We start from the raw sequence: 24,118 nt of genomic DNA on the forward strand, positions 1-24,118 counted from the left end.
ATCCGGCAAGTTTTTCACGGCGAGGATGTCTGAGCCAGCCATTCGCCAGGCCGGCCATTAGCCTTTCGCCAGGCAGGTCACTAGCCTTTCTGTGCTTCAGGGGTAAACCAGTCCAGTGAATTGTGCAGTGCGACCACGCCACCCACGATGATTAAGGTAGGCGCTTGCAGGGTTGCCGTCATGGGATTGTTTAAAATGGTGTCCAGCGTGCCGGTGACCACTTTTTGATTTGCAGTGGTGGCCGATTGCACCAGGGCGATAGGCGTGGTGGCCGCCAACCCATGGGCAATTAGCTTTTCGCAGATGACAGACAGCCCGGTAAGCCCCATGTAAAATACCAGCGTCTTGTTCGGCTGTGCCAGTGATGGCCATGCCAGGTCAATGGTGCCGTTGCGCAGGTGACCGGTAGCAAACTCCACCGACTGCGCGTAATCCCTGTGGGTAAGCGGGATCCCGGCGTAACTGGCGGCGCCGCTGGCGGCGGTAATACCGGGCACCACCTGAAAATCGATCCCCGCACTGATGAAGGTTTGAATTTCTTCTCCGCCCCGACCAAAAATAAACGGATCACCGCCTTTCAGCCGTACTACCCGGTTGCCTTTTTTGGCTTCACTGACCATCAAGGCGTTGATTTCTTCCTGAGGCAAAGTGTGATTACTGCGGGCTTTGCCGACATAGATTTTTTCTGCGTCCCGGCGTACCAACTCGAGAATTTGCGGGGACACCAGTCTGTCGTACACCACCACGTCGGCTTTCTGCATTAATCGCAACGCACGGAACGTGAGCAAGTCCGGGTCACCGGGGCCGGCGCCCACCAGGTACACCTGACCTTCTGTATTGGAATCAGTGGCGGCGGCGTGTAAGGCTTTATGGAATGCCCGCTCGGCCTGCTGATCCTGACCTTTCTCGACATACTCAGCGATATCACCATCCAGTACATCTTCCCAAAAATAACGTCGTGCAGTGACCCCCTTCAGGGTTTGCTTGACCTTATCGCGAAACTTTTCTGAGAAGGCGCCCAGACGACTTAAATTGGTGGGCAGCACGGTTTCCAGTTTCTGGCGCAGATAGCGCAATAAAACCGGGGCCACGCCGCCACTGCTCATGGCCACAATAATCGGTGAGCGGTCCACAATAGATGGAGTAATAAACTGACACAGAGGGGTATTGTCGACCACATTGACCAGTACTTTCTGTGCACGGGCGAGGTCGTGGACATGTTGGTTGACCATTTCATCGCTGGTGGCGATAAACACCATATCCTGATGCTGCAGGTCGTTATCGGCGAACTCCCGCTCAATGAGTGTGACCTGCTCAGATTCTGCTAACCGGCGTACGGTGTCGCAAACCCAGGGGGCGACCACGGTGATGGTGGCAGGTGTTTTCATGATGAGTTCCAGCTTACGCGCCGCCACTTCACCGGCGCCCACAATCAGGCAGCGTAAGTTTTTGGCGTCGAGAAACAGCGGAAAGTAATTCATGAAATTTTTGGTCACCTAAAACGAGAATTGGCGCTATTTTGCGCCAATTCTTATAGTTTCAAAAGCAACAAATCGCGCCAAGTTATAGTTTTAGGTTATAACCTGGCTGGGCTGCTATGACTTGCGTTTACGGCTGTCTTTACGCTTCGGTGGCGTGTCTGACCATTCGCGGATGTTCAGACGCTGACCGGCGACACGGGTGCCCTGTAGCAAATCCTGGGTTTCCTTCGGCATGCCTTCCGGCAAGTCTACGGTACTGAACTTATCGAAAATCTCGATAGCACCGATATTTTTCGAGCTGATGTCGGCTTCGTTAGCGATGGCGCCCACAATATTGCCCGGCTTGGCACCGTGGCTGTGGCCTACATCAATGCGGTAGCGCTGCATACCGGCTTCCGGGCTGCGCTTGGCGCGCGGACCTTTTTTGGTGCGGTCCCGATCACGGCCCTGTGGGCTGCGTTCCCGCTCACGTTCACGGGGTGGTTTGCTGTTCAGGTCGGGACGATCCCCTTCTTTCAGCAGCAATGGTTCATCACCCTGGGCAACTTTAATCAGTGCCGCCAGTAATACTTCCGGCGATGCTTCAGACTCGCTCTGGATCATGTCCACAATTGGCATGAGCGATTCCAGCGAGTCGTCTTTAGTGGCTTCCATGACTGACTGTTTGAAGCGCGCCAGGCGGGTTTCATTCAGTTCACTGATAGAAGGAATTGGCATCTGTTCAATGCTTTGACGGGTAGTTTTCTCGATCGCGAACAACAGACGCTTTTCACGGTGCGAGATGAACAGGATGGCGTCACCGGTACGTCCGGCACGACCTGTCCGGCCAATACGGTGAACGTATGACTCAGTGTCATGGGGAATATCATAGTTGATAACGTGGCTGACGCGCTCGACGTCCAGACCCCGGGCTACCACATCGGTGGCGACCAGAATATCAATCTTGCCCTGCTTAAGTTTGTTCACCGTGCGCTCACGCGCCGCCTGAGGAATATCGCCGTTGAGTGCTTCAACGTCAAAACCCCGTGCAGCCAGCTTGTCTGCCAGTTCAACTGTGGCCGTCTTGGTGCGCACAAAGATAATCATGCCGTCAAACGGCTCGACTTCCATAATGCGGGTCAGGGCTTCCAGCTTGTGGTGCCCGGAAACCTGACAGAAGCGCTGGCGAATGGTGCTTGCCGTGCTGACTTTAGAGGCAATTTTTACGTGCTTGGGATCGTTCAGATACCGTTGGGTAATCTTTTTGATCGGCCCGGGCATCGTTGCTGAGAACAGTGCTGTCTGACGTTCTGCCGGGGCGTGACTGAGGATTAGTTCAACGTCATCGATAAAGCCCATACGTAACATTTCGTCAGCTTCGTCGAGTACCAGAAACTTCAGACCACTCAGGTCCAGCGTTTTACGTTTAATATGGTCGATGACCCGGCCCGGCGTGCCCACTATCACCTGTACGCCGCGCTTCAACTGGCGAATCTGGTTGTCATAAGATTGCCCGCCGTATACTGGCAATACTTTAATTTTCTTACTGAAACTTGCATACACCTGAAACGCTTCAGCAACCTGTATTGCTAGCTCACGGGTCGGCGCTAACACCAGCAGTTGTGGGGTTTTCGCGTCTGCGTCTATATTGGCCAGCATAGGCAGCGCGAACGCAGCCGTTTTCCCTGTCCCGGTTTGTGCCTGCCCAAGCAGGTCGTGGCCTTCCAGCAGCAAAGGAATACTTTCCGCCTGGATGGGTGAAGGTTTCTCGTAGCCAACTTTTTCTAAGGCTTGTAAGATGGGTTCAGGTAGGTTTAGGTCGCTGAATGTCGTTTCGACAGTGTTGGTCATTAATGGTCCTGATGCTTGAGGGCGTGACGTCCGAAAAAAGACTTGCCGGCAAAGGTTGCAAAACTTGTATTATATTAGAATAACGGGTCAGTTGCCATGCAATACTCAAGTCGTCTGCCCGGAACACGTCGAATAATAACTAACTCCAGGTGAACAGGATGATAAATAACACTTTTTTCAAACGGACTTTTGTACACGCGAGTATGGCGGTGTGTCTGGCGACTACCCTTTCTGGCTGCAGTGAGTCTTCGCTGGAAGAACGTCTGGCTGCCGCAGAGGCCTATATTGCCGAAAATGACAGCCAGGCAGCCATCATTGAATATAAAAATGCCATTCAGCAGGCACCGGAGGCACCCGCCCCCCGTTTTGCGCTGGGTAAACTGTATCTGCAAAAGGGCGACTATCAGGGGGCTGAAAAAGAACTGAACAGAGCGCTGGAGCTGGGTCAGCCCGCTGCTGATGTCGTCCCGTTACTGTCACAGGCATATCAACAAACCGGCGCTGAAAATGCGCTTTTAGATCTCGATCACCAAAGCAGTGACCTTACATCGGTACAAAAAGCTGAAGTCGGTTTCTATAAGCTACAGGCGCTCGTTAAGCTGGATAAAGAGAACGAGGCCCGGGAGCTGCTGAACGAATTACGCGGTCTGGACACATCCAGCGTCTATAAAGGGCTAATAGACTCCTACGCCGCCATTCTTAATGAAGACTATGATAAGGCCCTCACCGAGACGAAGGCGTTGCGTGAACAGGCACCGCTGAATAAAGATGTATTAATGCAGTTGGCCAGGCTCCATTTGAATATGGAGCAGACCGAGCAAGCAATAGAAGTCTACCAGACGTACGTGGAACGGTATCCGAAAGACATCGATAACCGTTTTGCACTAATTACGCTGTTGTTTGATATGAACCGGTTATCGGAAGCCAAGCCACACGTAGATGAACTGTTAAAAGTAAACAGCGAACATGGGCTGTTAAACCAGTTCAAAGGCATTATTGCGGCCTCCGAAGAGGACTTTGAGTCAGCACTCGGGTTATTAGAAAAAGCCATCCAGAACGGACGTAATGAGCCGGTAGTAAGATTAATTGCAGGCTACAGCGCGTATCAACTGGCCGATTATGAAGCGGCCAGCCGTCACCTCTCTATGGTGGCGTCGGTACTGCCGGATAACCACGCCGGGTTGCGTATGTACGCAGATAGCTTGCTACAGCAGGGCGAAAGTGCGGATGCTACCGAAGTCCTTAGCCGGTTAACCGGTGACGTTAGTGAAGATGCTGCGCTGTTTTCCAAAGCCGGTTTTCAGCTGCTCAAAGAGGGCAATGTTGTCGATGCGCAGAAAATGATCGAGCGGACATCAGCGATAAGCTCGACCTCTGAAGATCTTGCTAAACTCGGCGTTTTGCAGCTTTCGTTAAATGATATCGAGGGGCTGGTTAACTTAGAGGCAGCAGTGGAGAAAGCCCCTGATTCCAATGTCACCCAGCGCACGCTGCTTACCGCTTACGTAGCTACCGGGCAACTGGAAAATGCGCGCAAGCTGGCAAAAAAATGGATAGAAAAGGAGCCTGACGGCGTCGCGCCACTGCTTGCGATGACGGAAATTTTACTTCTGGAAAAGAATACTGAACAGGCTAAGCAGTATCTTGATCAGGCGCTGGCGCAGGAACCTGTAACGTCCAACGTAATCATGATGAAAGCGCGTTTTGAGCTAGCTACCGAGCAAGCACAACAGGCGGAAGCAACCCTGCAGGGGCTACTTAATGAGGAACCTGCCAACCTGCAAGCTATTTCTATGTTGTATTCCTCTAAGGCTGAGGACGGCGCCCCCGAATTAATAAAGCACGTTGAAGAGCAGCTCTCCAACCAACCTGATAATACCAACATGCGCATACTGCTGGCCCGTATGTATTTTGCTGAAGGCAACAGTGAGCAGGCGCTAGCAACGCTGGACAGCATCAGCGCAGATAAGTCCTCGCCTATGGATATGTGGAATCTGAAAGGTCAGACGTTATTGAAAGCAAACAAGCTGGAGGCTGCCAGAGCGCATTTTGAAGAATGGCTTGAACTTTATCCTCAGGATAAGAACGCAGCCCTGGGTATGCTGCTAGTCATGGATGTTAGCAACCAGTATCAGGACGCGCTGAGCTTTGCGGAAAAGTTTCTGGCAAAACGCCCTGATAACCAGGTTAAAGTGCTCAAAGCGTATTTTCACGCCATGAATAACGAAGCCGAACCAGCCCGCGCCATTCTGGAAACGCTACCCGAAGAAACCCGGGCATTACCCTTTATTCAGGGCGTCACAGGGCGGGTGTTGGTAATAGAGGGGAAACCGGCTGAAGCAATCCCTTATATTCAGGCCGCCTATGATGAAAAAAATAATGAGCAAAACGCCATGCTACTGGCTGCCGCGTACGGCCAGGCCGGACAAGAAGCGCAGGCACTGGCATTTTTGCAGCAACATGCAGAGCAATATCCAAACGATATTCGTATTCAGATATTGTTTGCGCAGCAGCTGATAGCGGACGATACAGCCAAAGCCATGCAAGTGTATGAGCACATCCTCACTCTCATGCCTGAGAACGTGGTGGTGCTGAACAACCTGGCTTACCTGCACTTTCAGGCCGGGAATCTGGACAAAGCGCAGTCTTTAGCTGAAAAGGCAGTAAAACAGCAGCCTAAAAATCCCGAAATTGTCGATACTCTGGCTCAGATAGAGATGTCAAAGGGCGATACCCAAGCGGCGCTGTCGCTGTACGAGCGAATAGTAAATACCGAGATTCGCTCAGATGAAGTCTACCTTAACTATATTGAAGCGCTATTGGTAGCTGACCAGACAGCCCTCGCCAAGCGGCGCCTGGAAGAACGTACACTGACCACGGCCAGGGCGCGAGCAAAGGCAGATAAGTTGCGGGCCACCTACTCTCTGTAGGGCGCGCTTTTCAGTAAGTCTGGCGGCAGCGCGGTATACACGCTGCCGTTTTTTTATGCTTAGTGCTCCCGGCTCCGGGCATTTAACTCCGCTCGCAGTGCAGAAACTTCCTGCATAACGTCTTTCAGCGTGGGCTCGTTATTTTCTTCGGCTGCTTCCTGACGGATCTTGGCGCTTTCCTGCTCCATCACATTCACCACAATGCCAATCACCATATTTAAAAAAGCAAAGGCGGTGAAGAAGATAAAGCTCAGGTAGAACAGCCAGCTTAACGGATACACCTCCATGGTTTCGTACATCACGTCAGTCCAGTCTTCGAATGTCATCACCCGGAACAGCGTCAGTAACGAAATGGTAATGTCACCCCACAGCACTGGATTAATCGCTTCGAACAGGGTGCTGCCGATAGCTGCGTAGATGTAGAAAATAATGAACATCAGTAGCATCACATAGCCCAGTTGGGGCAGGGCTTTTACCAGGGAGACCAGCAACAGACGCAGTTCGGGGATAATGGAGATCATCCGTAGTACCCGGAAAACCCTGACCAGACGCGCAATCAGTGCCAGTTCGGTATCGTCGGCAGGGATCAGCGATACCGCGACGATCAGCGTATCGAACCAGTTCCAGAAACTTTTGAAAAAGTCGCGCTTGCGTCGCTCGGCGAGAAAGCGAATGGTTAACTCAGTGAGGAAGAAAGCACTGATAAACCAGTCCAGCACCAGCGTAAGACTGGCCACCCCGGCAGGCATATCGTACGTTTTTGCCCCTACCAGCAGCGCTGATACGACAATGACACTAATGACAAATATTTCGAAAAGTTTGTTGGCGCGAATGCGTTCAAAACGGCTTTGCAGTTCGGAGGCTTGCATGCTTGTTAGTTTACCACTTAAAAAATAACGGGATTTTTGTTCATTAACTGTGCAATAATCAATAGGTTGTCTACAGTAAGACAGACTAATTACCGGGATCGCGTCATGGATGAACAGCGCTTACACTTACAACAGAAGTTGTTGCAACTCTCTATGTTGCTGCAGGATTGTAATCTTACCCTTGAACACGCTCAACAGTTACGTACCGAGTTACTCATTACATTGCAAATGCTGGAGCCGTTTTGCCGCGGGGTGCGGCTAAAGACAGCATCCGGGTAATACCGTCAGGGGCGGAATAAGGCCCTTCACAGTTTGGGCTGTATAAAGCCCGGCGCAGGCGCGCCGGGCCGTCGCCGTAGGGACTTATTCAGTGGAAGGCGGTTGCAGCCCACGGTTAATTTGTTCAATATCGCTTTTCGTCAGCGTGCCCGCTGCCTCTTTCAGACTCACAATAGCTTGAATAAAGTCATAGCGCGCGCTGGCCAGATTACGCCGGGCGTCGAACAGGTTTCGGGTCGAGTTCAGTACATCCACAATGGTGCGGGTACCTACATCGAACCCGGCCTCGGTTGCCTTTAGCGCGCTGTCTGCTGACACTACCGCCTGTTCCAGCGCCCGGATAGTAGAAATGGCGGCTTTGACATTGTTGTACGAGCTGCGTACAGACTGCACCGTCTGGCGATAGGTTTGCTCAACCTGCTGACTGGCTGCTACATACAGGTAGCGTGCCTGGTCAGTCTGTGAGCTCACCCGCAGGCCCTGAAAAATCGGAACATTCAGCTGCACCCCAACGCTATAGCTGTCCAGGCTGGGTAAATCGATATCACGGCCCTGACTGGATACATCAGACTGGGTGCGGCCGGCTGTAGCGCTCAGTCCTAAGGTAGGAAAGTGCCCGGCGCGCGCCGAAGAAATATCTTCTTTTGCAATGTCCATGGCCAGTCGGTCTACCAGTAACGCCAGGTTTTTCTCCTCGGCGGTTTCCAACCAGGCATCCACCGTATTAGGCGTGGGGATAGTGGCAGAGAAACTGTCGGTATCCAGTGCGTACAAACGGTCATGATATTTACCGGTGATAACCCGCAGGGTCTCCAACGCAAACTCCAGCTGATTTTCAGCCTGAATTTCCTGCGCCACCGTGTTGTCGAAGTTGGCCTGTGCTTCATGCACGTCGGTAATGGCTGTTAAGCCCACCTCAAAACGCTGCCGGGTTTGATCCAGCTGACGCTCAATGGCACGTTTTTCAGCGCGGACGAACTCCACATTATCGCGGGCCCGCAACACATCGAAATATGCATTTACAACCCGAACAATCAGCTGCTGCATGCTGGCGGCATACTGGGCATCGCTTTGTTCAGCCACTTTCTCGGCGCGGTCCAGACCTACCCAATTCGCGTAGTTATACAGTGACATGTCCAGATCCAGTCCATAGGACAGGGTGTCGCTGTCTGAGTCGATGATGTTTATCTGCAGTTCCTGGTCGGGTCCCTGTGCAAAATCGGTACGCTCACTGCTCGACATGGTATAGCCTACAGTGCCTGAAATCTGGGGTAACAGGTTCGCCCGGCTCACCGAAATGCCTTCATAGGCGGCGTCGCGCTGTGCCTTGGCCTGATTTACCAGCGGATCATTGGCCAGCGCCTGCTGGTAGACCTGCTTTAAATCGTCTGCTAATGCGGAGCCGGCCAGGCCCATTCCGATAATCAGCGACAGTAGTGTTCGTTTCATGCTTGCGCCTTCCAATTTTTAAGTGTCTTTTTCCGCGAGACTGCAGATGCTTGTAAGTGTATGAAAGTCAAAGGCTAGCCGACAGTCTTTAGTGGTAACAGTTGGTGTTCAACTGTAACAGAATATGTTGCAGTTGTACGTGCCGGATACCCTGGACATGCAGACGTAGACCCTCTACCGGGGCTCTGGTGTGAGTGCAGGCGACAATGTCAGGTCTGCATTCACAAGCTGGCTGTCAGTCTGTACCATGCATCATAATCGTTTTATGTATAAAAGTGACTGCCAATGAGCAATGAAATCCCGACGTTTACCTCAAATGATGTTGAGATCCTCAGTGTAGAGCCGCTGTATGATGGTTTTTTCAAAATGCAGCAGTACACGTTTCGGCACAAACTGTTTGCCGGCGGCTGGAGTGACGAGGTCAAACGGGAAATATTTGAACGTGGCCACGCGGTCGCCGTACTTCCCTACGATCCGGTACAACAAGAGTTTGTGCTGATTGAGCAGGTAAGAATTGGGGCACTGGCCACGTCTTCAAGTCCCTGGCTGATAGAAATTATTGCCGGGATTATTGATACTGGAGAAACACCTGAAGCAGTCTGTCATCGTGAGTCTGAGGAAGAGGCTGGCATCACCTTGAGTCACCTGACCCGGGCATGCAGTTATTTGTCCAGCCCCGGCGGTACTACCGAGCGACTCCATGTATTCATGGCAAAAACCGATGCGACCACCGCGGAAGGGGTCCATGGCCTGGATAATGAATCCGAAGATATTCGGGTCCACAGGGTGAAAGAAGAGACCGCGCTTGAATGGATTAAATCTGGCCATATAGACAACGCAGCAGCAATTATTGCGCTACAATGGTTCTTCTTAAACAAATCTGATCTTCTGGAGCAATGGCAATCCCCGTGAACCCTTCATCCCGCAAATATGTCCCGCATCTGCCCACTATGCAGGCACTGGGCGAGCTGAACTATACGCACTTTATGCGTATTCTGCCCGACTGTGACACCGAAAACCTGGCGTATGAATTTCAGGTAGGGAAAGGGTTGTGCTATGCCATCACCATTATGGACTCGGCGCGCTACACCAGTACCATCTGCATCGAGCAGCGCCACGACAATGCGCCTGCCTATCTTAAGCCAACTATGGTGGTTCGGCTTTATCATGATGCGCGGATGGCCGAGGTGATCAGTAGCCAGAACACCGGCGCGCTGGCGCCGTCTTATGTGTACCCAAATCGCAATATGCGGCAGCGCAATGAAAAACAAATGGTGAATATGTTTCTGGCCGAGTGGCTGGACTTTTGTCTGAAACAAAAGCCGCCGGTGAAGACGGAAGCGTGAACAGACTCATTCAGCTCACTGATCTACACCTTTACGCTGACAAAAGCCGCCGTGGCTACGCTGATATCAATCCGTATGATTCGTTTCGTCAGGTACTGACCAGTGTCCGTGACAGACGCCCCGACGGGATTATTGTTACCGGCGATATCAGTGGCGATGATTCGGCTGCCAGCTATCAGCATTTCCTGACCCTGATGGACGAAACCGTGCCCGCCACCCCCTGGATGGTCATACCCGGCAATCATGATGACAACCAGGCCTTCGATGATGCCTTAATGGACCATCAGCTGACGCCGCGGCAGCCGCTGGCGCTGGGCAACTGGCAAATACACGGTCTGGACACCCGCTTCGAGGGGGCCCGGGGCAAGGTCTCAGCACGCCAGTTACGGGAAACCGCGGACACCATCAGTCAGCATGTCAGCCAGTATCATATGGTGGCAATTCATCATCATATTGAACCTACCCTGAGTTGGATGGATACCCATAGCCTGGTGAACGCGCTTACGGTTCGCCGCTGGCTACAGGATACACCCGGTATCCGGGCGGTCATGCATGGTCATATTCATGATGCCAGTGAACACCAGCTGGGCGCGCAGGTTATTCTGAGTGCCCCTGCTACCTGCTGGCAGTTTGCCATGACAGCAAAATTTGGCGTGACCAACGATGCCCCCGGTTTCCGGGAGTTTCTATTGTATGATGACGGCACATGGCAATCGGTTATAAGGAGACTTTCTTGACTCACGTGTTATACCTGCATGGTTTTCTCAGCTCACCGCAGTCGGTCAAAGCACAGGCCACCCAGGCCTGGTTTGAAGCAAACCGGCCTGAAGTAAAACTTCACATTCCTCAGCTTTCCAACTCGCCGGGCAAGGTGAAAGACCAGTTGCTGACCCTGCTCGATAGTCAGCCCGCGCTGCGGAGTGGGGGACTGAAAGTGATCGGCAGTTCTATGGGCGGCTTTCTGGCCACCTGGCTGGTGGAGTCGTTCGGCGGCCACGCTGTGCTGGTGAATCCTGCGGTCGCGCCCTACGAGCTGTTGCAGAACTTTCTGGGCCAGCATGTTAACCCTTATACGGGCGAGCGGTTTGAGCTGGTGGCCGATGACATGCAGTTTCTCAGGGAACTGGACTCGCCCTCGCTGGCACGTCCTGATGCGTACCGGGTGATGTTACAAACCGGTGATGAAACCCTGGATTACCGTCAGGCCAGCCACAAATATGCAGCCAGCGCGTTAGTCATAGAAGAGGGCGGCGATCACAGCTTCACGAACTTTGCGTCGCACCTGCCTGATATCGCCGACTTTTTGTTGTCTGCAGACTGACGCGCCCGGTAGCGGGCGGTGACGTGAGCATTGCCGGGGTGGGTAACCCCTGCTAACATCAAACCGGTCTGAAATAACTCCAATAGCGCTAAGCATAACGAAAACTATGTCAAATCAATATAATTCAGATGCCATTGAGGTCCTTAACGGACTCGACCCGGTCAAACGGCGTCCCGGCATGTACACAGATACTATGCGTCCGAACCACATGGGTCAGGAAGTCATTGATAACTCTGTGGACGAAGCGCTGGCAGGCCATGCCACCAACATCAAAGTGGTGCTGCATGAAGATCAGTCCCTCGAAGTCACCGATGATGGCCGGGGCATGCCGGTAGATATCCACCCGGAAGAAAAAATCTCCGGGGTCGAGCTCATCATGAGTAAGCTCCATGCCGGGGGCAAGTTTTCGAACAAAAACTATGAATTTTCCGGCGGCCTGCACGGGGTCGGTATTTCAGTGGTCAACGCGCTTTCCACCCGTGTCGAGGTCACTATTCGGCGCGACAGTAATGTTTATCAGATTGTATTTGCCAACGGCGATAAAATTGAAGACTTGCAGGTCATCGACAGTTGCGGAAAACGCAACACCGGTACCCGGGTACACTTTTGGCCCGATCCGCAATATTTCGACTCGGCAAAATTCTCGGTCAGCCGTCTGAAGCACAATTTGCGGGCTAAAGCCGTGTTGTGTCCGGGGCTGCGCATTCGTTTCGATAACAAAATTGCCAAAGAAACTGACGAATGGTTTTTCGAAGACGGGTTACAGGACTACCTGTACCAGGCGGTGTCCCAGTATGAGACCCTGCCACAGGAAGCGCCGTTTGTGGGCACCTTCTCTGGCAATACCGAAGCTGCGGACTGGGCGGTCATGTGGCTGCCGGAAGGCGGCGAGCTGGTCACCGAGAGCTACGTGAACCTGATCCCCACCGCTCAGGGCGGCACCCACGTTAACGGGTTGCGTCAGGGGTTACTGGAGTCGATGCGTGAATTTTGTGAATTCCGTAATTTGCTGCCCCGTGGGGTCAAACTGACACCGGATGATATCTGGGACCGTTGTGCCTACATTTTGTCTACCAAGATGCAGGATCCCCAGTTTGCCGGCCAGACCAAAGAGCGGCTGTCCTCGCGGCAGGCCTCGGCATTTGTGTCCGGGGTGGTCAAGGATGCCTTCAGTTTGTGGCTCAACCAGCACACCGATATCGCCGAAGCGCTGGCCGAACTGTGCATTAATAACGCCCAGCGACGTCTGCGCCAGAATAAAAAAGTGGCGCGTAAAAAGGTTACTCAGGGACCGGCGTTACCCGGCAAACTGACTGACTGCGCCTCTCAGGATATTTCATACTCTGAATTATTTTTAGTCGAGGGTGATTCTGCCGGTGGTTCAGCCAAGCAAGCCCGGGACCGGGAGTTCCAGGCGATTATGCCGTTGCGCGGGAAAATCCTGAATAGCTGGGAGGTTGATCCGTCGCAGGTCCTGGCCTCACAGGAAATCCACGATATTTCCGTGGCGCTGGGTATTGACCCTGATTCCAGCGATTTGTCCGGACTGCGCTATGGCAAAATTTGTATCCTTGCCGACGCCGACTCGGACGGTCTGCATATCGCCACCTTGCTGTGTGCACTGTTCGTTCGCCATTTCCGCACGCTGGTGGACAACGGCCATGTGTTTGTGGCCATGCCGCCACTGTTTCGAATCGATGTTGGGAAAGAAGTCTTTTACGCCCTCGACGAAGGCGAGAAGCAGGGGATTCTGGATCGCATCGAAGCCGAGAAAAAGCGTGGCAAGGTGAACGTGCAGCGGTTTAAGGGGCTCGGTGAAATGAATCCTATCCAATTGCGCGAAACCACTATGGATCCCAACACCCGCCGGCTGGTGCAACTTACCATCGACGATGCCGAAGACATGCTGGAAATTATGGACATGCTCCTGGCCAAAAAACGTTCCGGCGACCGCAAAATCTGGCTTGAAAGCAAAGGCAATATGGCTGAGGTGGCGGTATAGCCCCCTCTGTCATTGCTCCCAGAGAAAATCACTCGCTTTATACTGAACCAGTTCCCACCTTTTCGGGTACACAGCTTTGGGCTGTGAAATATTACATTTATGTCATTGAAGCATGCAGGCCCTAGTGGTGCCAGCATGATGATGATTTAACAGAGACAGGCTGACACGAATATATGAACGCAGACGCTGACAAGGCGCAGCAAGACAAAGATAACGCACATACCCCGTTTGTTGTGGGCATTGGTTCCTCTGCAGGTGGGATCGAGGCGCTTATTAGCATGGTCTCGGCTTTGCCGGATGATCTCAACGCCAGTCTGGTAATTGCTCAGCATTTATCTCCCAGTCACAAAAGTCAGATGGCCGACATTCTGTCCCGAGAAACAGACTTTCCGGTGAAAGAAGTCCGCTCGGGCACGCTGGTTGAGAAGCAAACTGTGTACGTGGGGCCCCCCGGTCATCATGTTCTGTACAAAAACGGTCATTTGCACCTGGATAAAGAGCCTGCGGAACTGGCGCCTAAACCGGCGGTAAATTTACTGTTTGAGTCGCTGGCTGATGAGCTTGGCGACCATGCCATTGGGGTAGTGTTATCAGGTACTGGTAATGATGGCTCCCGGGGGCTGAAAGCGATCAAAAGCGTAGGCGGCTTTGCCCTTGTGCAGGATCCCCGTTCCAGTAAGTACGATGGCATGCCCCAATCGGCTCTGGAAACGGTAGACGTAGATAAAATTATCGAGCCGGAAGATGTGGGTCAGGAAATTGCTCACATCACCCAGAACTTCGGCCGCAGTTTTTTCCCGCCCTCCGAAGAGGCTCGCGCCGAAATGATGTCGGCGCTGTACGGAAAAATTCGTGATGCCACCAAAATCGATTTTAGTTTTTACAAGCAGTCGACGCTGCTACGCCGGGTCAATCGTCGTCTTATCGCCACGCAGAAGCACAGCCTCACCGACTACCTGACATACCTTGATGAACATCCTGAGGAAGTCACGGCACTGGCCAAAGAACTGCTTATTTCAGTCACCGACTTCTTCCGCGACAAACATGCGTTTAAAGCCATCCGGGGTTATATTGGCGATATTGTCGACAGGAAAGCCTCAACCGACAGTGTCAGAGTATGGGTCGCAGGGTGTGCCACGGGCGAAGAAGCCTACTCTATTGCGATCCTGTTTCTGGAAGAAATAGAAGCGCAGGGCAAAGACTGTAAACTGCAGATGTTTGCCACTGATATCGATGACCATGCACTGGGACTGGCCCGCAAAGGTGCCTACAGCACCCACGCGGTTAACAGTATGGATCAGGCCCTGGTAGAAAAGTATTTTAATTTCGCCAACGACTCCTATCACCCCACTAAGCAACTCCGTGACAGTATTACCTTTTCACGGCAGGACATCACCCGGGATCCGCCCTTCTTACATCTGGATATGGTGTCGTTCCGCAACGTACTGATTTACTTTAATAACGATTTGCAGAACCGGGTCTTATCCCTGTTCCGTTATTCGCTGGTGGATGACGGCATCTTGTTTCTGGGTAAATCAGAGTCCACCGGCATTAAGGAAGATATGTTCGTGCCGCTGGATCGGCGTTGTCGCATTTTTAAGGTAACGGAGAATTCCAAGCGCCCGGCAATTCCTAAGGTGCTCAAAAACAGTTTGCCTTCACCGCGGGTGAAAGAGTCTTCCGGCAACAGCTATGAACGTATTTTCACGAGTGCGGTAATGGAGCAGTTCGGGCCATCCATTTTAATCAATGCCCGTTTCTCTGTGCTGCATTCACACGGCCGTTTGAAGCCGTTCATTAACTTCCCCGCCGGGGTGCCAGAACTCAACCTGTCCAAGCTTATCACCCAGGAGTTTTCTGCCGAGCTTATTTCGACCATGAACAAGGCAAAACGTAGTGGTGAGATTACGTTTAGCCGGGTGCGTAAAATTGAAGGGGACTATAACCGTCCCTGGCGGCTGGTCATCATTCCATTGGAGAAACGGGAAGCTGAACACTACCTGGTAAATTTCCGTGAAGCTGACAGTGACGCAGCGGTAAAAGAAGAGACCAACGAATACGATACCGAAAATACGGACGTCGCAGAGCTCATTACGGCCCGTGAACAGCTGCAAACACTGACCGAAGAAATGGCTGCGTCGGCAGAAGAGATGCAGGCCCTGAACGAAGAAGTGCAGGCTGCTAACGAAGAATTGCAGGCCAACAACGAAGAGCTGGAAGCTACCAACGAAGAGTTGCAGGCAACCAACGAAGAGTTGATCAGCGTTAACGAAGAAAGCATGAAGAAGTCGTCGGAACTGGCGGCAGTGAACAATGAGCTGGAAAGCGTCTATAACACTCTCGATTTCCCAATTCTGGTGTTCGACACAGACTTGCGCCTGAACCGTACCAACGACGCCGCCAATCGCCGATACCATCTGAACACCGGGTCGTATAACCGCATGGTCGGTGACCTGAACCTGCCTGAGTATTTTGACGACATTGGCCGGCGTATCAGTAATACACTGAAAAATGGCGCTAAAACCAACATTGTGATTAAGCCGTCCACTACCGAAACCTACAATGTGTTCGTTACCCCCATTTACAACAACCGTAATCGCATCACCGGTGCGATTGCGGTAATTATCGATAATTCAGAGCTGGTGCTGGCCCATGAGCGCATCGAGAAAAACCAGGAGCAGTTGTTGTCGATTATGAACAACTCGCTGGCCGTGGTAGCACTGAAAGACAATTCCGGTCGCTACGAGTTTGTGAACGCCCGCTTTGAAGAAATTTTCGGGCTGGAAGCAAAGGACGTGCTGGGGCGCACCGATTTACAATTATTTGAGCGGGAAGTGGCCACCAACTTCCGTGAAAAAGATCTCGATACCATGCGTTCCCTGACACCGCAGAAAACCATCGATGAATTCGATGCCGGGCAGGGTCGGGTAGTGCTGGAAAGTGTACGCTTCCCCATTTTCGACGCCGAAGGTACGATCAAATCTATTTGTACGCAGGCCACGGATATTACTAAAAACCGTCACGCCAATGAGCAGCTTAAACTGGCGGGTAAATTATTCGACCGGGTGGGTGAGGCTATCCTGATCACGGATAAAGATGAAACCATTATTACCAGTAATGATGCGTTCACCGAATTCACGGGGTATGCACTGACCGACATTATCGGTAAGCGTCCTTCTATTCTCGCATCCGGGCAACACTCGGATAAGTTCTATGCCACTATGCGGGAAACCCTGCAGGAGAAAGGTTACTGGCAGGGCGAAATGGTCAACCGGCACAAGGACGGTCACGAAATACCCATGTGGGTCACCATCAATATGGTGCGGGATGCTCAGGGCGAACATCAGAACTACGTGGCCACCTATAGTGATGTGAATGAAATTAAAGGGGTGCAGAAAAAGATTGAGTTTCTGGCCACCCACGATGAACTCACCAAGCTCCCCAATCGCACCGTCCTTGACGAACGGCTGGAGCTGATGGTGAATAACGCCAAACGGTCTAATTCGTTATGTGCCGTGATGTTTATTGATCTGGATGACTTTAAACAGGTAAATGACAACCTCGGACACAATATCGGCGACCTGTTATTAAAACAGGTGACCCGTCGCTTGCAGTCCTGTACCCGTGATACAGACATGCTGGCCCGTCTGGGCGGCGATGAGTTTGTGGCGCTGATCCCGGCCAATGAACTGAACGAAATTGATGATGCAGCCAAGCGTATCGTGGGGCTGCTGGCAGAGAAATTTGAGGTACACGATTACGAATTGAATGTATCTGCCAGTGTAGGTATTAGTATTTATCCGGACGATGGCGAAAGCAGCGCCAGTTTGCTGAAACACGCTGACGAAGCCATGTACATTGCCAAAGAGCACGGCCGTAATCAGTATCAGTATTTCACTCACGAGATGAAACAACAGGCTAACGAGCGCGTGCGGGTAGAAAACGCACTGCGCAAAGCGCTGGCAGACAACACCTTTGAGGTCGCGTTACAGCCACAAATAGAAGTGCTTACCGGCACGATTGTGGGGGCTGAAGCCTTGCTGCGCAGTAGTGATGAAGCCCTGTCCGGCTTGTCGGCCGCCAGAATGATCGAGGTCGCCGAGCAAACCAAGCTGATTGATAAAATTGGCATCATGATGCTGGAGAAAGTTATCCGGGTGGCCGGGGCCGCTAACGCTCGAGGCGAAAAACTGCCACAGATCGCAGTTAATATTTCTACCCGTCAGCTGCGTTCGCCTTCTTTTGCTGATGATGTTGAAGGTTTGCTCAACGCACATAAGCTTGCCCCGTCACAACTGAAATTTGAAATTACCGAGCGGGCCCTGTTAGGCCGGGTGGAGCAAGTGCAGGGCACGTTGCGCGAGTTGGCGGAGTTAGGGGTCTCCCTCAGCGTGGATGATTTTGCGTTGCACCAGTCATCGCTGATTTATCTGCGCCGGTTGCAGATCTGTGAGATTAAAATTGACCGCGATTTTATTAAGAAAATCACCGACGACGAAGACAGTCGGGTGCTGACCCAGGCCTTTATTAAGATGGGCACTGCCATGGGACTGAGAGTGGTTGCCGAAGGCATTGAGAACGATGAACAGTTTGAGATACTGAAGCAGGCTGACTGTGAAGTTGCGCAAGGCTATTATTTTTATGAACCACTGGATCCGGATGAATTTGCGGCACTGGTAAAAAGAGAGCAAAGCAAAAGCTTATGATGCAACCACAAAGTGCTTCTGAAGCAGCCGACGAGCTAATCGCCAATTGCGAACAGGAGCAGTTGCATCTTAGCGGACATATTCAGTCTTTCGGTGTGCTGCTGGTGGTCGGCAGCGACAATCTGACCATCACACACGTCAGCGCCAACGCGGCTAGCTTGTTTGGCAATCGCCCTTTGCTGGGCGAGGCATTGACTGATATCAGTGCGTTTCCCACCGAGCTGCTGGAAAAACTCGATGGTAAGACTGGCAACCGTGAGAATATTTTTAACTTCCGGTTAGACGAGCAGTCTGTTCACCTGCGGTTACTGCAGGGAGACGGCTGTTATCTGCTTGAGTTAGAACCCACCAACGACGATGCGCCAGTGTGGTCTCTGGCTGAGCTGCGGACCATGGTGTATCCGACCGCAGGGCAACAGTGGGAGCATCAGGACTACTGGAAGAGCTTGCTGACCGCTATAGCCTCGGTGCTGCCATTCCACCGGTTGTTGCTGTACCGCTTCGACAGTGACTGGTCCGGTGAGGTGGTGGCGGAGCATAGTCAGGACAATAACCAGCAATACCTTGGGCTTAAATTTCCGGCGTCTGATATCCCCGCCATTGCGCGCAAATTGTATTTTGAAAACCCCTCACGACTTATTAGTAATATCACGGAAGAGCCGGTTGCGGTGCACAGTCTGTCCGATGAGATCCCCAATCTTACCTGGTCTGATTTACGCAGCGTCTCACCCGTGCATGCCCAGTATCTGAAAAACATGGGCATCCAAACATCCTATTCGGTTCCCATCATCCTGTCGGGCAAGCTGTGGGGCATTGTATCCTGCCATCACCGTGAGCCGCTGCATGTGGATGCCCGTAGCCGCTATCAGTCTGAGCAGCTGGTACAGCACTTCTGTTCTGTTTACGCCATGTACCTGTCCAGAAAGAAGCTGGAACTGCTCAAAGCCATTGATGAAAAGATTAAGAGTCTGGTGGCACAACTGGACATCTTGGAGGATACCCGGGCCGCCCTTGAGGCCATGCTGGATGCTACCGCACAAGTGTGTAATGGCACTCTCGCAGCGGCAACGGTGAGTGGTGAGTGGCTGACCTCAGATGACACCGCCGATATCAGCCTGCTCAAAAAAATTGATAAGGTATTTGCCCGGGATACCTCTGATCATGTACTGCATTGTCAGAACATCCAGTCGCTACCGGAACTGGCAGACGTCGAGGATCCGGCGTTGCGCGGCGTGCTGGCCATAAAGCTTGACCATGGCCGGGACACTGCCCGCTTATACGTATTCCGTCCGCCTGAAAAACAACTGACAGAATGGGCGGGGAACCCGGATAAAACTCAGGCTCAAAGCGAGACGAATGATACCCTCTCGCCGCGGACTTCGTTTGCTAAGTGGAGCGAAATAAAGGGCGACTTAGCCCTGCCGTGGAGCAAAGCGGACCTGCTGTTTGCCAAAAAAGCCCGGGTGGGTCTGCTGCGCCTTTTCCATCGCATGCGCAAATTACAATTTTAAGACCGCCTAACCACGCTATCAGAAAGGACCCCTCATTGTGCCCGAAACCATTACTTCATCCACTCAGGTCGTACTGTTCGATCATGACGGGACGCTTATTGACTCAGAGCAAACCCACTTGCAGCTGTGGCAGGAGGTCATGCAGGCACATGATGTAACCTTAACCGAGGCTTTCTATACCCAGACTATGGCTGGCATTCCTGTTAACCAGAACGCCGTGGATCTGGTGCATTATTTTCAGCTTGATGTGCCGGCCGAAACGCTGGCGAACGCGAAGCACGCCAAAACCCGTGCGTTTCTTTCTGAACAGGCATTCCCGCTGATGCCCTATGCGATTGAGGCTGTCACCGCGTGTATTGAGGCCGGCTATACGGTGGGCATTGTGACCGGTGGCAGTGGCTTATCGGTGACCCGAACCCTGGAAACCTATGATCTGGGTAAATGGATAACCACGGTAGTGGCCGTGGAGGATGTGGATAACAGTAAGCCAGCACCGGATTGCTATCTACGGGCAGCATCGCATCTGAACGTGAGCCCGGACGCCTGTGTGGCGGTAGAAGATACGCAGCACGGTATGCAGTCTGCGCTCAATGCTGGGATGCGGTGCGCGGTGATCCCTACGCCGCATGCAGCGACCCATGACTTCTCACAGGCAACCAGCCGTTACCAAAATCTACAGGAATGGGTGGCCAATGAGCTTGGCCGGTAAGCCGATATACGTGGCAGTTCCCGCAGCGCGTTGTTCAGTAGTTGCAATCCTGCCGGACTTGCCCAAAAATACCCGCTCTTTTTTACCATCAGGAACGTCGGCTGAATGATTTTACGGGTGTTCATTGCGGTATTCGCGTTGTTGCTGCTAATCAGTGCCACCTTACTGGTAGTCATAGTAGAAACCACGCCGCTGGTAACGACCCGGGCCTCCGAGCAGGTCAATGACGCCGATACCGTCAACGCACTGCTCAGCCAGTTACAGCAGAGCATCAAGAACCGCGATGAAAGTCAGACCCTGGTGATCACTGAGCCCCAGCTAGACTCGCTGGTGGGTTTTATCCAACGCGCCGCTGCAGGGTTTCGCGGCAAGGTTAATGTGACGCCCAGCGCCAGTATGCTGGCAGTAAGCCTGCAATTACCCTATACCGCCGGGCAGGGCTGGTTAAATCTCAGTGTTACTCTGTTACCGGGAAAAGAAGTGAAAGTGGATCAGGTCAGCCTGGGCGATTTACAGATCCCCGGCGGACTGGCACTACGGGTGCTGGAATGGCTGGTCAACGTCTGGACAGACAGTGATATCGCCAGCTATGCCCGCCAGCAGGTGCGGGGGATAACCATGACCGATGAGGATATTACGGTGCGTCTGGCCCCGCTGGAAGGCCTGCTACGGCGTCTTAACGAGGTGAAAAACGGCCTCACCGTCGAGCAGGACACGGAGCTGCGCGATTTGACCGCCTACTACCTGCGTTATATCTCCTGGCAGGATTTGTCATTGGACAGTACACCGCAGTCGTTAGCCAGCTATATGCAGCTGACGCTGGCCCGCGCGGCAGCCCGCAGTAACCCGGATACCGCCGTACAACATAATAAAGCGGCCATTCTGGCCTTGGCAGTGTTCGTTGGTCATCACCGGATTGCCAACTTTGTCGGCGATATTCAACCGGATGCCGATCGCGCGTTGCGTCCCGCTCGTCCCGCGCACCTCGCCGGGCGTGAAGATCTGGCCCGGCACTTTATTATTTCGGCGGCACTGAAAGTGTTGTCTGAGCAGGGTGTTAGTCTCGCCATTGGCGAGTTTAAAGAACTTATGGACCGCGCCATGGGCGGCTCTGGGTATAGCTTTGTTGATTTGGCAGCTGATATGGCGGGGGTGGAGTTTGCCCGGGTCGCCACCGATCCGGATCTGGCCCGTCAGGTGCAGGCCGTGATTGCTGCGAATCGTGAGGAGGGCGTGTTTATGCCCGCGATTGAAGGGCTTCCGGAAGGGCTCTCTAAGGCAGAATTCGAGCGCGAGTATAAACAGGTAGACAGCGACAAGTATCTGCAAGAGGTAGCTGAAATCAGGGCCCGGCTGGCAGAACTTCCGCTCTACGCCACCTCACCCTGACTGTTGGCTGCGGCTTACGCGTTAACCTTTGGCGACGGTACTCTGAAACTGTGCCAGTGTTGTCAGCATTAATTCAATCTTCTTCACCAGGGCAGGCAATGCCTGCTTGGCAGCCTCGTCGTCCAGCTCTTTAAGCGCTTGCCAGTCACCGGCAATTTCTTCTACATAGGGGCCAAACCGTTTCGATTCAGTCTCAAACGGTGTATCGCTGGGAAAAATAGCCGCAAATTTGCCCTTTTGACTCTGCTGCAGTTTGTCCAGCACCTGGTCGGCGTCGATAGACTTGCGGTAAAGGGTTTGCAGGGTTTCCTGAAGCTGTTGATGTATTTCTTGCATACGGGTCCCGGAGTTGGAAATAAAAACTAAAGATTATCAACCTGCCGTCGATAACGAGAGAAGTGGGCAATTCTGCCTACTTTTTAACTTTGCGACAAGCAACAAAGGAAACTGGTATGGATCTACAAGGTGTAAACACCTCTGGAACGTCCGGTGCGTCACTTGAGTTGGCCTCTCTGAAACTTGCTAAAGACCAGCAAAAGCAAGAGGGTCAGGCGACGCTTCAGCTGCTGGAGACAGCCGCTGACGTACCAAAAAGCACGCCGTCAAATCCCGCCTTAGGCGCCAACGTTGATACCTTCGCGTAATTTACGGATGCAGACGTAAGTCAATTGGCGTTTTGCCAGGCTGGCCACCTATCTCCCTGACGAGTTTGGGTACCAGGTATCCTGGCAGACGTCTTATCAGCTCACCCATGAGCGCCGTGGCATCGTCATCGGTGACCAGAAAGTGCCCGGCTCCCTGTACTTTATCCAATACGTGCAAGTAATAAGGTAATATCCCCGCTGCGAACAGCGCCTCACTGAGGGCTTCCTGCGCATCGGCCGTGGCATTAATATCTTTTAACAGCACCGCCTGATTCAGTAAGGTTACACCCTGTTGCGTCAAACCGCGCAGCGCATCACTGAGTGCCGGGCTGACCTCATTGGCATGGTTGATATGCAATACCAACACCCGCTGCAAAGGTAACTGAGTAAACCATTCGCTGAACTCCTGGTTCAGGCGTTGCGGCAGTACTACGGGCAGCCGGGTGTGGATCCTTAATCGCTTAATATGCGGTAATTCAGCAATCTCTTCGGCCAGCCAGCGCAACTGACTGTCCTTGGCCATAAGCGGGTCGCCACCGGAGAAAATCACTTCGTTAACTTCAGTATGCTCACGCAGATATGTCAAGGTGTCCAGCCACTGGCTCTTACTGATACTGTTGTCGGCATACGGAAAGTGACGACGAAAGCAATACCGGCAATTCACCGCGCAGCCACCCCGCACAATAAGCAACACCCGGCTCTGGTATTTATGCAGCAACCCGCGGGCGGCAGTATCATGTTCGGCAAGGGGGTCGTCACTGAAATCGGGGGTCACCACGAACTCCTCTTTCAAGGGCAACACCTGTTGCAGCAGAGGGTCGGCGGGGTTACCTTTTTCCATCAAGGCGGCAAAGTGGCGGGGTACCCGCATGGGGAACAGGCGTCGCGCTTTGATGTCTTCCTGGTAGTGGGCTACCGGCAATTGCAAATATTCAAGCAGGGCCTGCGGGTCCGTAAAACTAAAAGCTAACTCTTTTTGCCAGTTATGCTCTACAGCAATCGCTTTTTTAGGTATTATTTGCGCCACTTTGTCTTTTGCACCTTATGATTTGAATGAGGATTTATGGCTAATTACAGCACCAACGAGTTCAAAGGCGGCCTGAAAATCATGCTGGACGGCGAACCGTGTAACATCTTGGAAAATGAATACGTGAAGCCCGGAAAAGGGCAGGCGTTTAATCGCGTTAAAATTCGTAAACTGATTTCCGGCAAAGTCCTGGAGAAAACGTTCCGCTCAGGTGAAAGCGTTGAAGCCGCCGATGTCATGGACACCGAACTGGCTTACCTGTACACCGATGGCGAATTCTACCACTTTATGAATAACGATACATTCGAACAAATCGCGGCCGACGAAAAAGCGGTAGGCGACGCCGTCAAATGGTTGGTAGAAAATGACGTCTGCACAATTACCCTGTGGAATGGTTCACCGATTACGGTAACGCCACCCAACTTTGTCGAGCTGGAAATCACTGAAACTGATCCCGGTCTGAAGGGCGACACCGCGGGCACTGGCGGCAAACCCGCCACGCTGAGCACCGGCGCCGTTGTGCGCGTACCGCTGTTCGTGCAAACCGGTGAAGTCATTAAAGTAGACACTCGCTCCGGCGAATACGTCTCGCGGGTTCAAAAGTAAGGTTACTCGTGCGCCGGCC

Annotated in this window: 19 protein-coding genes; 13 read left to right on the plus strand and 6 right to left on the minus strand. The window is 52.6% G+C overall.

What is annotated here, in order from left to right; translation table 11 throughout:
• Positions 1-80: 80 nt before the first annotated feature.
• Together cysG and OCL06_RS00250 are read right to left on the minus strand one after the other, a co-directional pair.
• Positions 81-1,481, minus strand: a complete 1,401-nt coding sequence (gene cysG, locus OCL06_RS00245) for a siroheme synthase CysG (RefSeq protein ID WP_262991712.1) — start codon at positions 1,479-1,481, stop codon at positions 81-83.
• Positions 1,482-1,595: 114 nt separating this feature from the next.
• On the minus strand, positions 1,596-3,311 hold the full coding sequence (locus OCL06_RS00250; RefSeq protein WP_262991713.1) for a DEAD/DEAH box helicase: 1,716 nt from the start codon (positions 3,309-3,311) through the stop codon (positions 1,596-1,598).
• Between the two features lie 158 nt (positions 3,312-3,469).
• Here OCL06_RS00250 and prsT point away from each other — a divergent pair, with 158 nt between their 5' ends.
• Positions 3,470-6,241, plus strand: coding sequence for an XrtA/PEP-CTERM system TPR-repeat protein PrsT (gene prsT / locus OCL06_RS00255; RefSeq protein ID WP_262991714.1), 2,772 nt, complete (start codon positions 3,470-3,472; stop codon positions 6,239-6,241).
• Positions 6,242-6,300: 59 nt separating this feature from the next.
• Here prsT and OCL06_RS00260 read toward each other — a convergent pair whose 3' ends face one another.
• On the minus strand, positions 6,301-7,110 hold the full coding sequence (locus tag OCL06_RS00260) for an ion transporter (RefSeq protein ID WP_262991715.1): 810 nt from the start codon (positions 7,108-7,110) through the stop codon (positions 6,301-6,303).
• Positions 7,111-7,215: 105 nt separating this feature from the next.
• Between OCL06_RS00260 and OCL06_RS00265 the strand changes: the two genes are divergently transcribed.
• Entirely contained in the window at positions 7,216-7,389 is a 174-nt protein-coding gene (locus tag OCL06_RS00265; RefSeq protein WP_262991716.1) for a hypothetical protein, read from the plus strand.
• Positions 7,390-7,473: 84 nt separating this feature from the next.
• On the opposite strand, the gene tolC is transcribed toward OCL06_RS00265, so the two are convergent.
• A complete protein-coding gene (gene tolC, locus OCL06_RS00270) occupies positions 7,474-8,838 on the minus strand; it encodes an outer membrane channel protein TolC (RefSeq protein ID WP_262991717.1) in 1,365 nt (454 codons plus the stop codon).
• A 285-nt stretch (positions 8,839-9,123) separates the two neighbouring features.
• Between tolC and nudF the strand changes: the two genes are divergently transcribed.
• The 9 genes from nudF (at position 9,124) to OCL06_RS00315 (ending at position 21,822) form a co-directional block, all read left to right on the plus strand.
• Positions 9,124-9,750 (plus strand): ADP-ribose diphosphatase, encoded by a 627-nt coding sequence (gene nudF, locus OCL06_RS00275; RefSeq protein WP_262991718.1) that lies wholly within the window; start codon positions 9,124-9,126, stop codon positions 9,748-9,750.
• 38 nt (positions 9,751-9,788) lie between these two features.
• Positions 9,789-10,184 carry a DUF1249 domain-containing protein gene (locus tag OCL06_RS00280; RefSeq protein ID WP_262991873.1) on the plus strand — a complete coding sequence of 132 codons (396 nt, stop codon included), beginning with the start codon at positions 9,789-9,791 and terminating at the stop codon, positions 10,182-10,184.
• Positions 10,181-10,921 carry a metallophosphoesterase gene (locus OCL06_RS00285; RefSeq protein WP_262991719.1) on the plus strand — a complete coding sequence of 247 codons (741 nt, stop codon included), beginning with the start codon at positions 10,181-10,183 and terminating at the stop codon, positions 10,919-10,921. The genes OCL06_RS00280 and OCL06_RS00285 overlap by 4 nt, the downstream gene beginning before the upstream one ends.
• Positions 10,918-11,505, plus strand: a complete 588-nt coding sequence (locus tag OCL06_RS00290; RefSeq protein WP_262991720.1) for a YqiA/YcfP family alpha/beta fold hydrolase — start codon at positions 10,918-10,920, stop codon at positions 11,503-11,505. Before OCL06_RS00285 ends, OCL06_RS00290 begins: the two co-directional genes overlap by 4 nt.
• A gap of 106 nt (positions 11,506-11,611) precedes the next feature.
• Positions 11,612-13,507 (plus strand): DNA topoisomerase IV subunit B, encoded by a 1,896-nt coding sequence (parE, locus tag OCL06_RS00295; protein ID WP_262991721.1) that lies wholly within the window; start codon positions 11,612-11,614, stop codon positions 13,505-13,507.
• Between the two features lie 173 nt (positions 13,508-13,680).
• Entirely contained in the window at positions 13,681-18,213 is a 4,533-nt protein-coding gene (locus OCL06_RS00300) for an EAL domain-containing protein (RefSeq protein ID WP_262991722.1), read from the plus strand.
• Complete coding sequence (locus OCL06_RS00305; protein ID WP_262991723.1) at positions 18,210-19,724, plus strand: GAF domain-containing protein; 1,515 nt, start codon at positions 18,210-18,212, stop codon at positions 19,722-19,724. The genes OCL06_RS00300 and OCL06_RS00305 overlap by 4 nt, the downstream gene beginning before the upstream one ends.
• Before the next feature lie 37 nt (positions 19,725-19,761).
• Entirely contained in the window at positions 19,762-20,433 is a 672-nt protein-coding gene (locus tag OCL06_RS00310) for an HAD family hydrolase (RefSeq protein WP_262991724.1), read from the plus strand.
• A gap of 105 nt (positions 20,434-20,538) precedes the next feature.
• Entirely contained in the window at positions 20,539-21,822 is a 1,284-nt protein-coding gene (locus OCL06_RS00315; RefSeq protein WP_262991725.1) for a YfiM family lipoprotein, read from the plus strand.
• A gap of 21 nt (positions 21,823-21,843) precedes the next feature.
• Here OCL06_RS00315 and OCL06_RS00320 read toward each other — a convergent pair whose 3' ends face one another.
• Positions 21,844-22,158 (minus strand): hypothetical protein, encoded by a 315-nt coding sequence (locus OCL06_RS00320; RefSeq protein ID WP_262991726.1) that lies wholly within the window; start codon positions 22,156-22,158, stop codon positions 21,844-21,846.
• Between the two features lie 116 nt (positions 22,159-22,274).
• Between OCL06_RS00320 and OCL06_RS00325 the strand changes: the two genes are divergently transcribed.
• A complete protein-coding gene (locus tag OCL06_RS00325) occupies positions 22,275-22,466 on the plus strand; it encodes a hypothetical protein (RefSeq protein WP_262991727.1) in 192 nt (63 codons plus the stop codon).
• A gap of 1 nt (position 22,467) precedes the next feature.
• Here the strand turns inward: OCL06_RS00325 and epmB are convergent, their stop codons facing one another.
• Positions 22,468-23,493: an EF-P beta-lysylation protein EpmB gene (gene epmB / locus OCL06_RS00330; protein WP_262991728.1), complete on the minus strand. Its 1,026-nt coding sequence runs from the start codon at positions 23,491-23,493 to the stop codon at positions 22,468-22,470.
• A 36-nt stretch (positions 23,494-23,529) separates the two neighbouring features.
• Between epmB and efp the strand changes: the two genes are divergently transcribed.
• Positions 23,530-24,099, plus strand: a complete 570-nt coding sequence (efp, locus tag OCL06_RS00335) for an elongation factor P (protein ID WP_262991729.1) — start codon at positions 23,530-23,532, stop codon at positions 24,097-24,099.
• Positions 24,100-24,118: the final 19 nt, after the last annotated feature.

The sequence above is a fragment of the Alteromonas salexigens genome, assembly GCF_025628895.1.
Classification (GTDB): domain Bacteria; phylum Pseudomonadota; class Gammaproteobacteria; order Enterobacterales; family Alteromonadaceae; genus Alteromonas; species Alteromonas salexigens.

Excerpts from the sequence above, each read along its gene's own strand:
- cysG (WP_262991712.1), bottom strand. The coding sequence starts at position 1,481 with ATGAATTACTTTCCGCTGTTTCTCGACGCCAAAAACTTACGCTGCCTG.
- OCL06_RS00250 (WP_262991713.1), bottom strand. The coding sequence starts at position 3,311 with ATGACCAACACTGTCGAAACGACATTCAGCGACCTAAACCTACCTGAA.
- prsT (WP_262991714.1), top strand. The coding sequence starts at position 3,470 with ATGATAAATAACACTTTTTTCAAACGGACTTTTGTACACGCGAGTATG.
- OCL06_RS00260 (WP_262991715.1), bottom strand. The coding sequence starts at position 7,110 with ATGCAAGCCTCCGAACTGCAAAGCCGTTTTGAACGCATTCGCGCCAAC.
- OCL06_RS00265 (WP_262991716.1), top strand. The coding sequence starts at position 7,216 with ATGGATGAACAGCGCTTACACTTACAACAGAAGTTGTTGCAACTCTCT.
- tolC (WP_262991717.1), bottom strand. The coding sequence starts at position 8,838 with ATGAAACGAACACTACTGTCGCTGATTATCGGAATGGGCCTGGCCGGC.
- nudF (WP_262991718.1), top strand. The coding sequence starts at position 9,124 with ATGAGCAATGAAATCCCGACGTTTACCTCAAATGATGTTGAGATCCTC.
- OCL06_RS00280 (WP_262991873.1), top strand. The coding sequence starts at position 9,789 with ATGCAGGCACTGGGCGAGCTGAACTATACGCACTTTATGCGTATTCTG.
- parE (WP_262991721.1), top strand. The coding sequence starts at position 11,612 with ATGTCAAATCAATATAATTCAGATGCCATTGAGGTCCTTAACGGACTC.
- OCL06_RS00300 (WP_262991722.1), top strand. The coding sequence starts at position 13,681 with ATGAACGCAGACGCTGACAAGGCGCAGCAAGACAAAGATAACGCACAT.
- OCL06_RS00305 (WP_262991723.1), top strand. The coding sequence starts at position 18,210 with ATGATGCAACCACAAAGTGCTTCTGAAGCAGCCGACGAGCTAATCGCC.
- OCL06_RS00315 (WP_262991725.1), top strand. The coding sequence starts at position 20,539 with ATGATTTTACGGGTGTTCATTGCGGTATTCGCGTTGTTGCTGCTAATC.
- OCL06_RS00320 (WP_262991726.1), bottom strand. The coding sequence starts at position 22,158 with ATGCAAGAAATACATCAACAGCTTCAGGAAACCCTGCAAACCCTTTAC.
- OCL06_RS00325 (WP_262991727.1), top strand. The coding sequence starts at position 22,275 with ATGGATCTACAAGGTGTAAACACCTCTGGAACGTCCGGTGCGTCACTT.
- efp (WP_262991729.1), top strand. The coding sequence starts at position 23,530 with ATGGCTAATTACAGCACCAACGAGTTCAAAGGCGGCCTGAAAATCATG.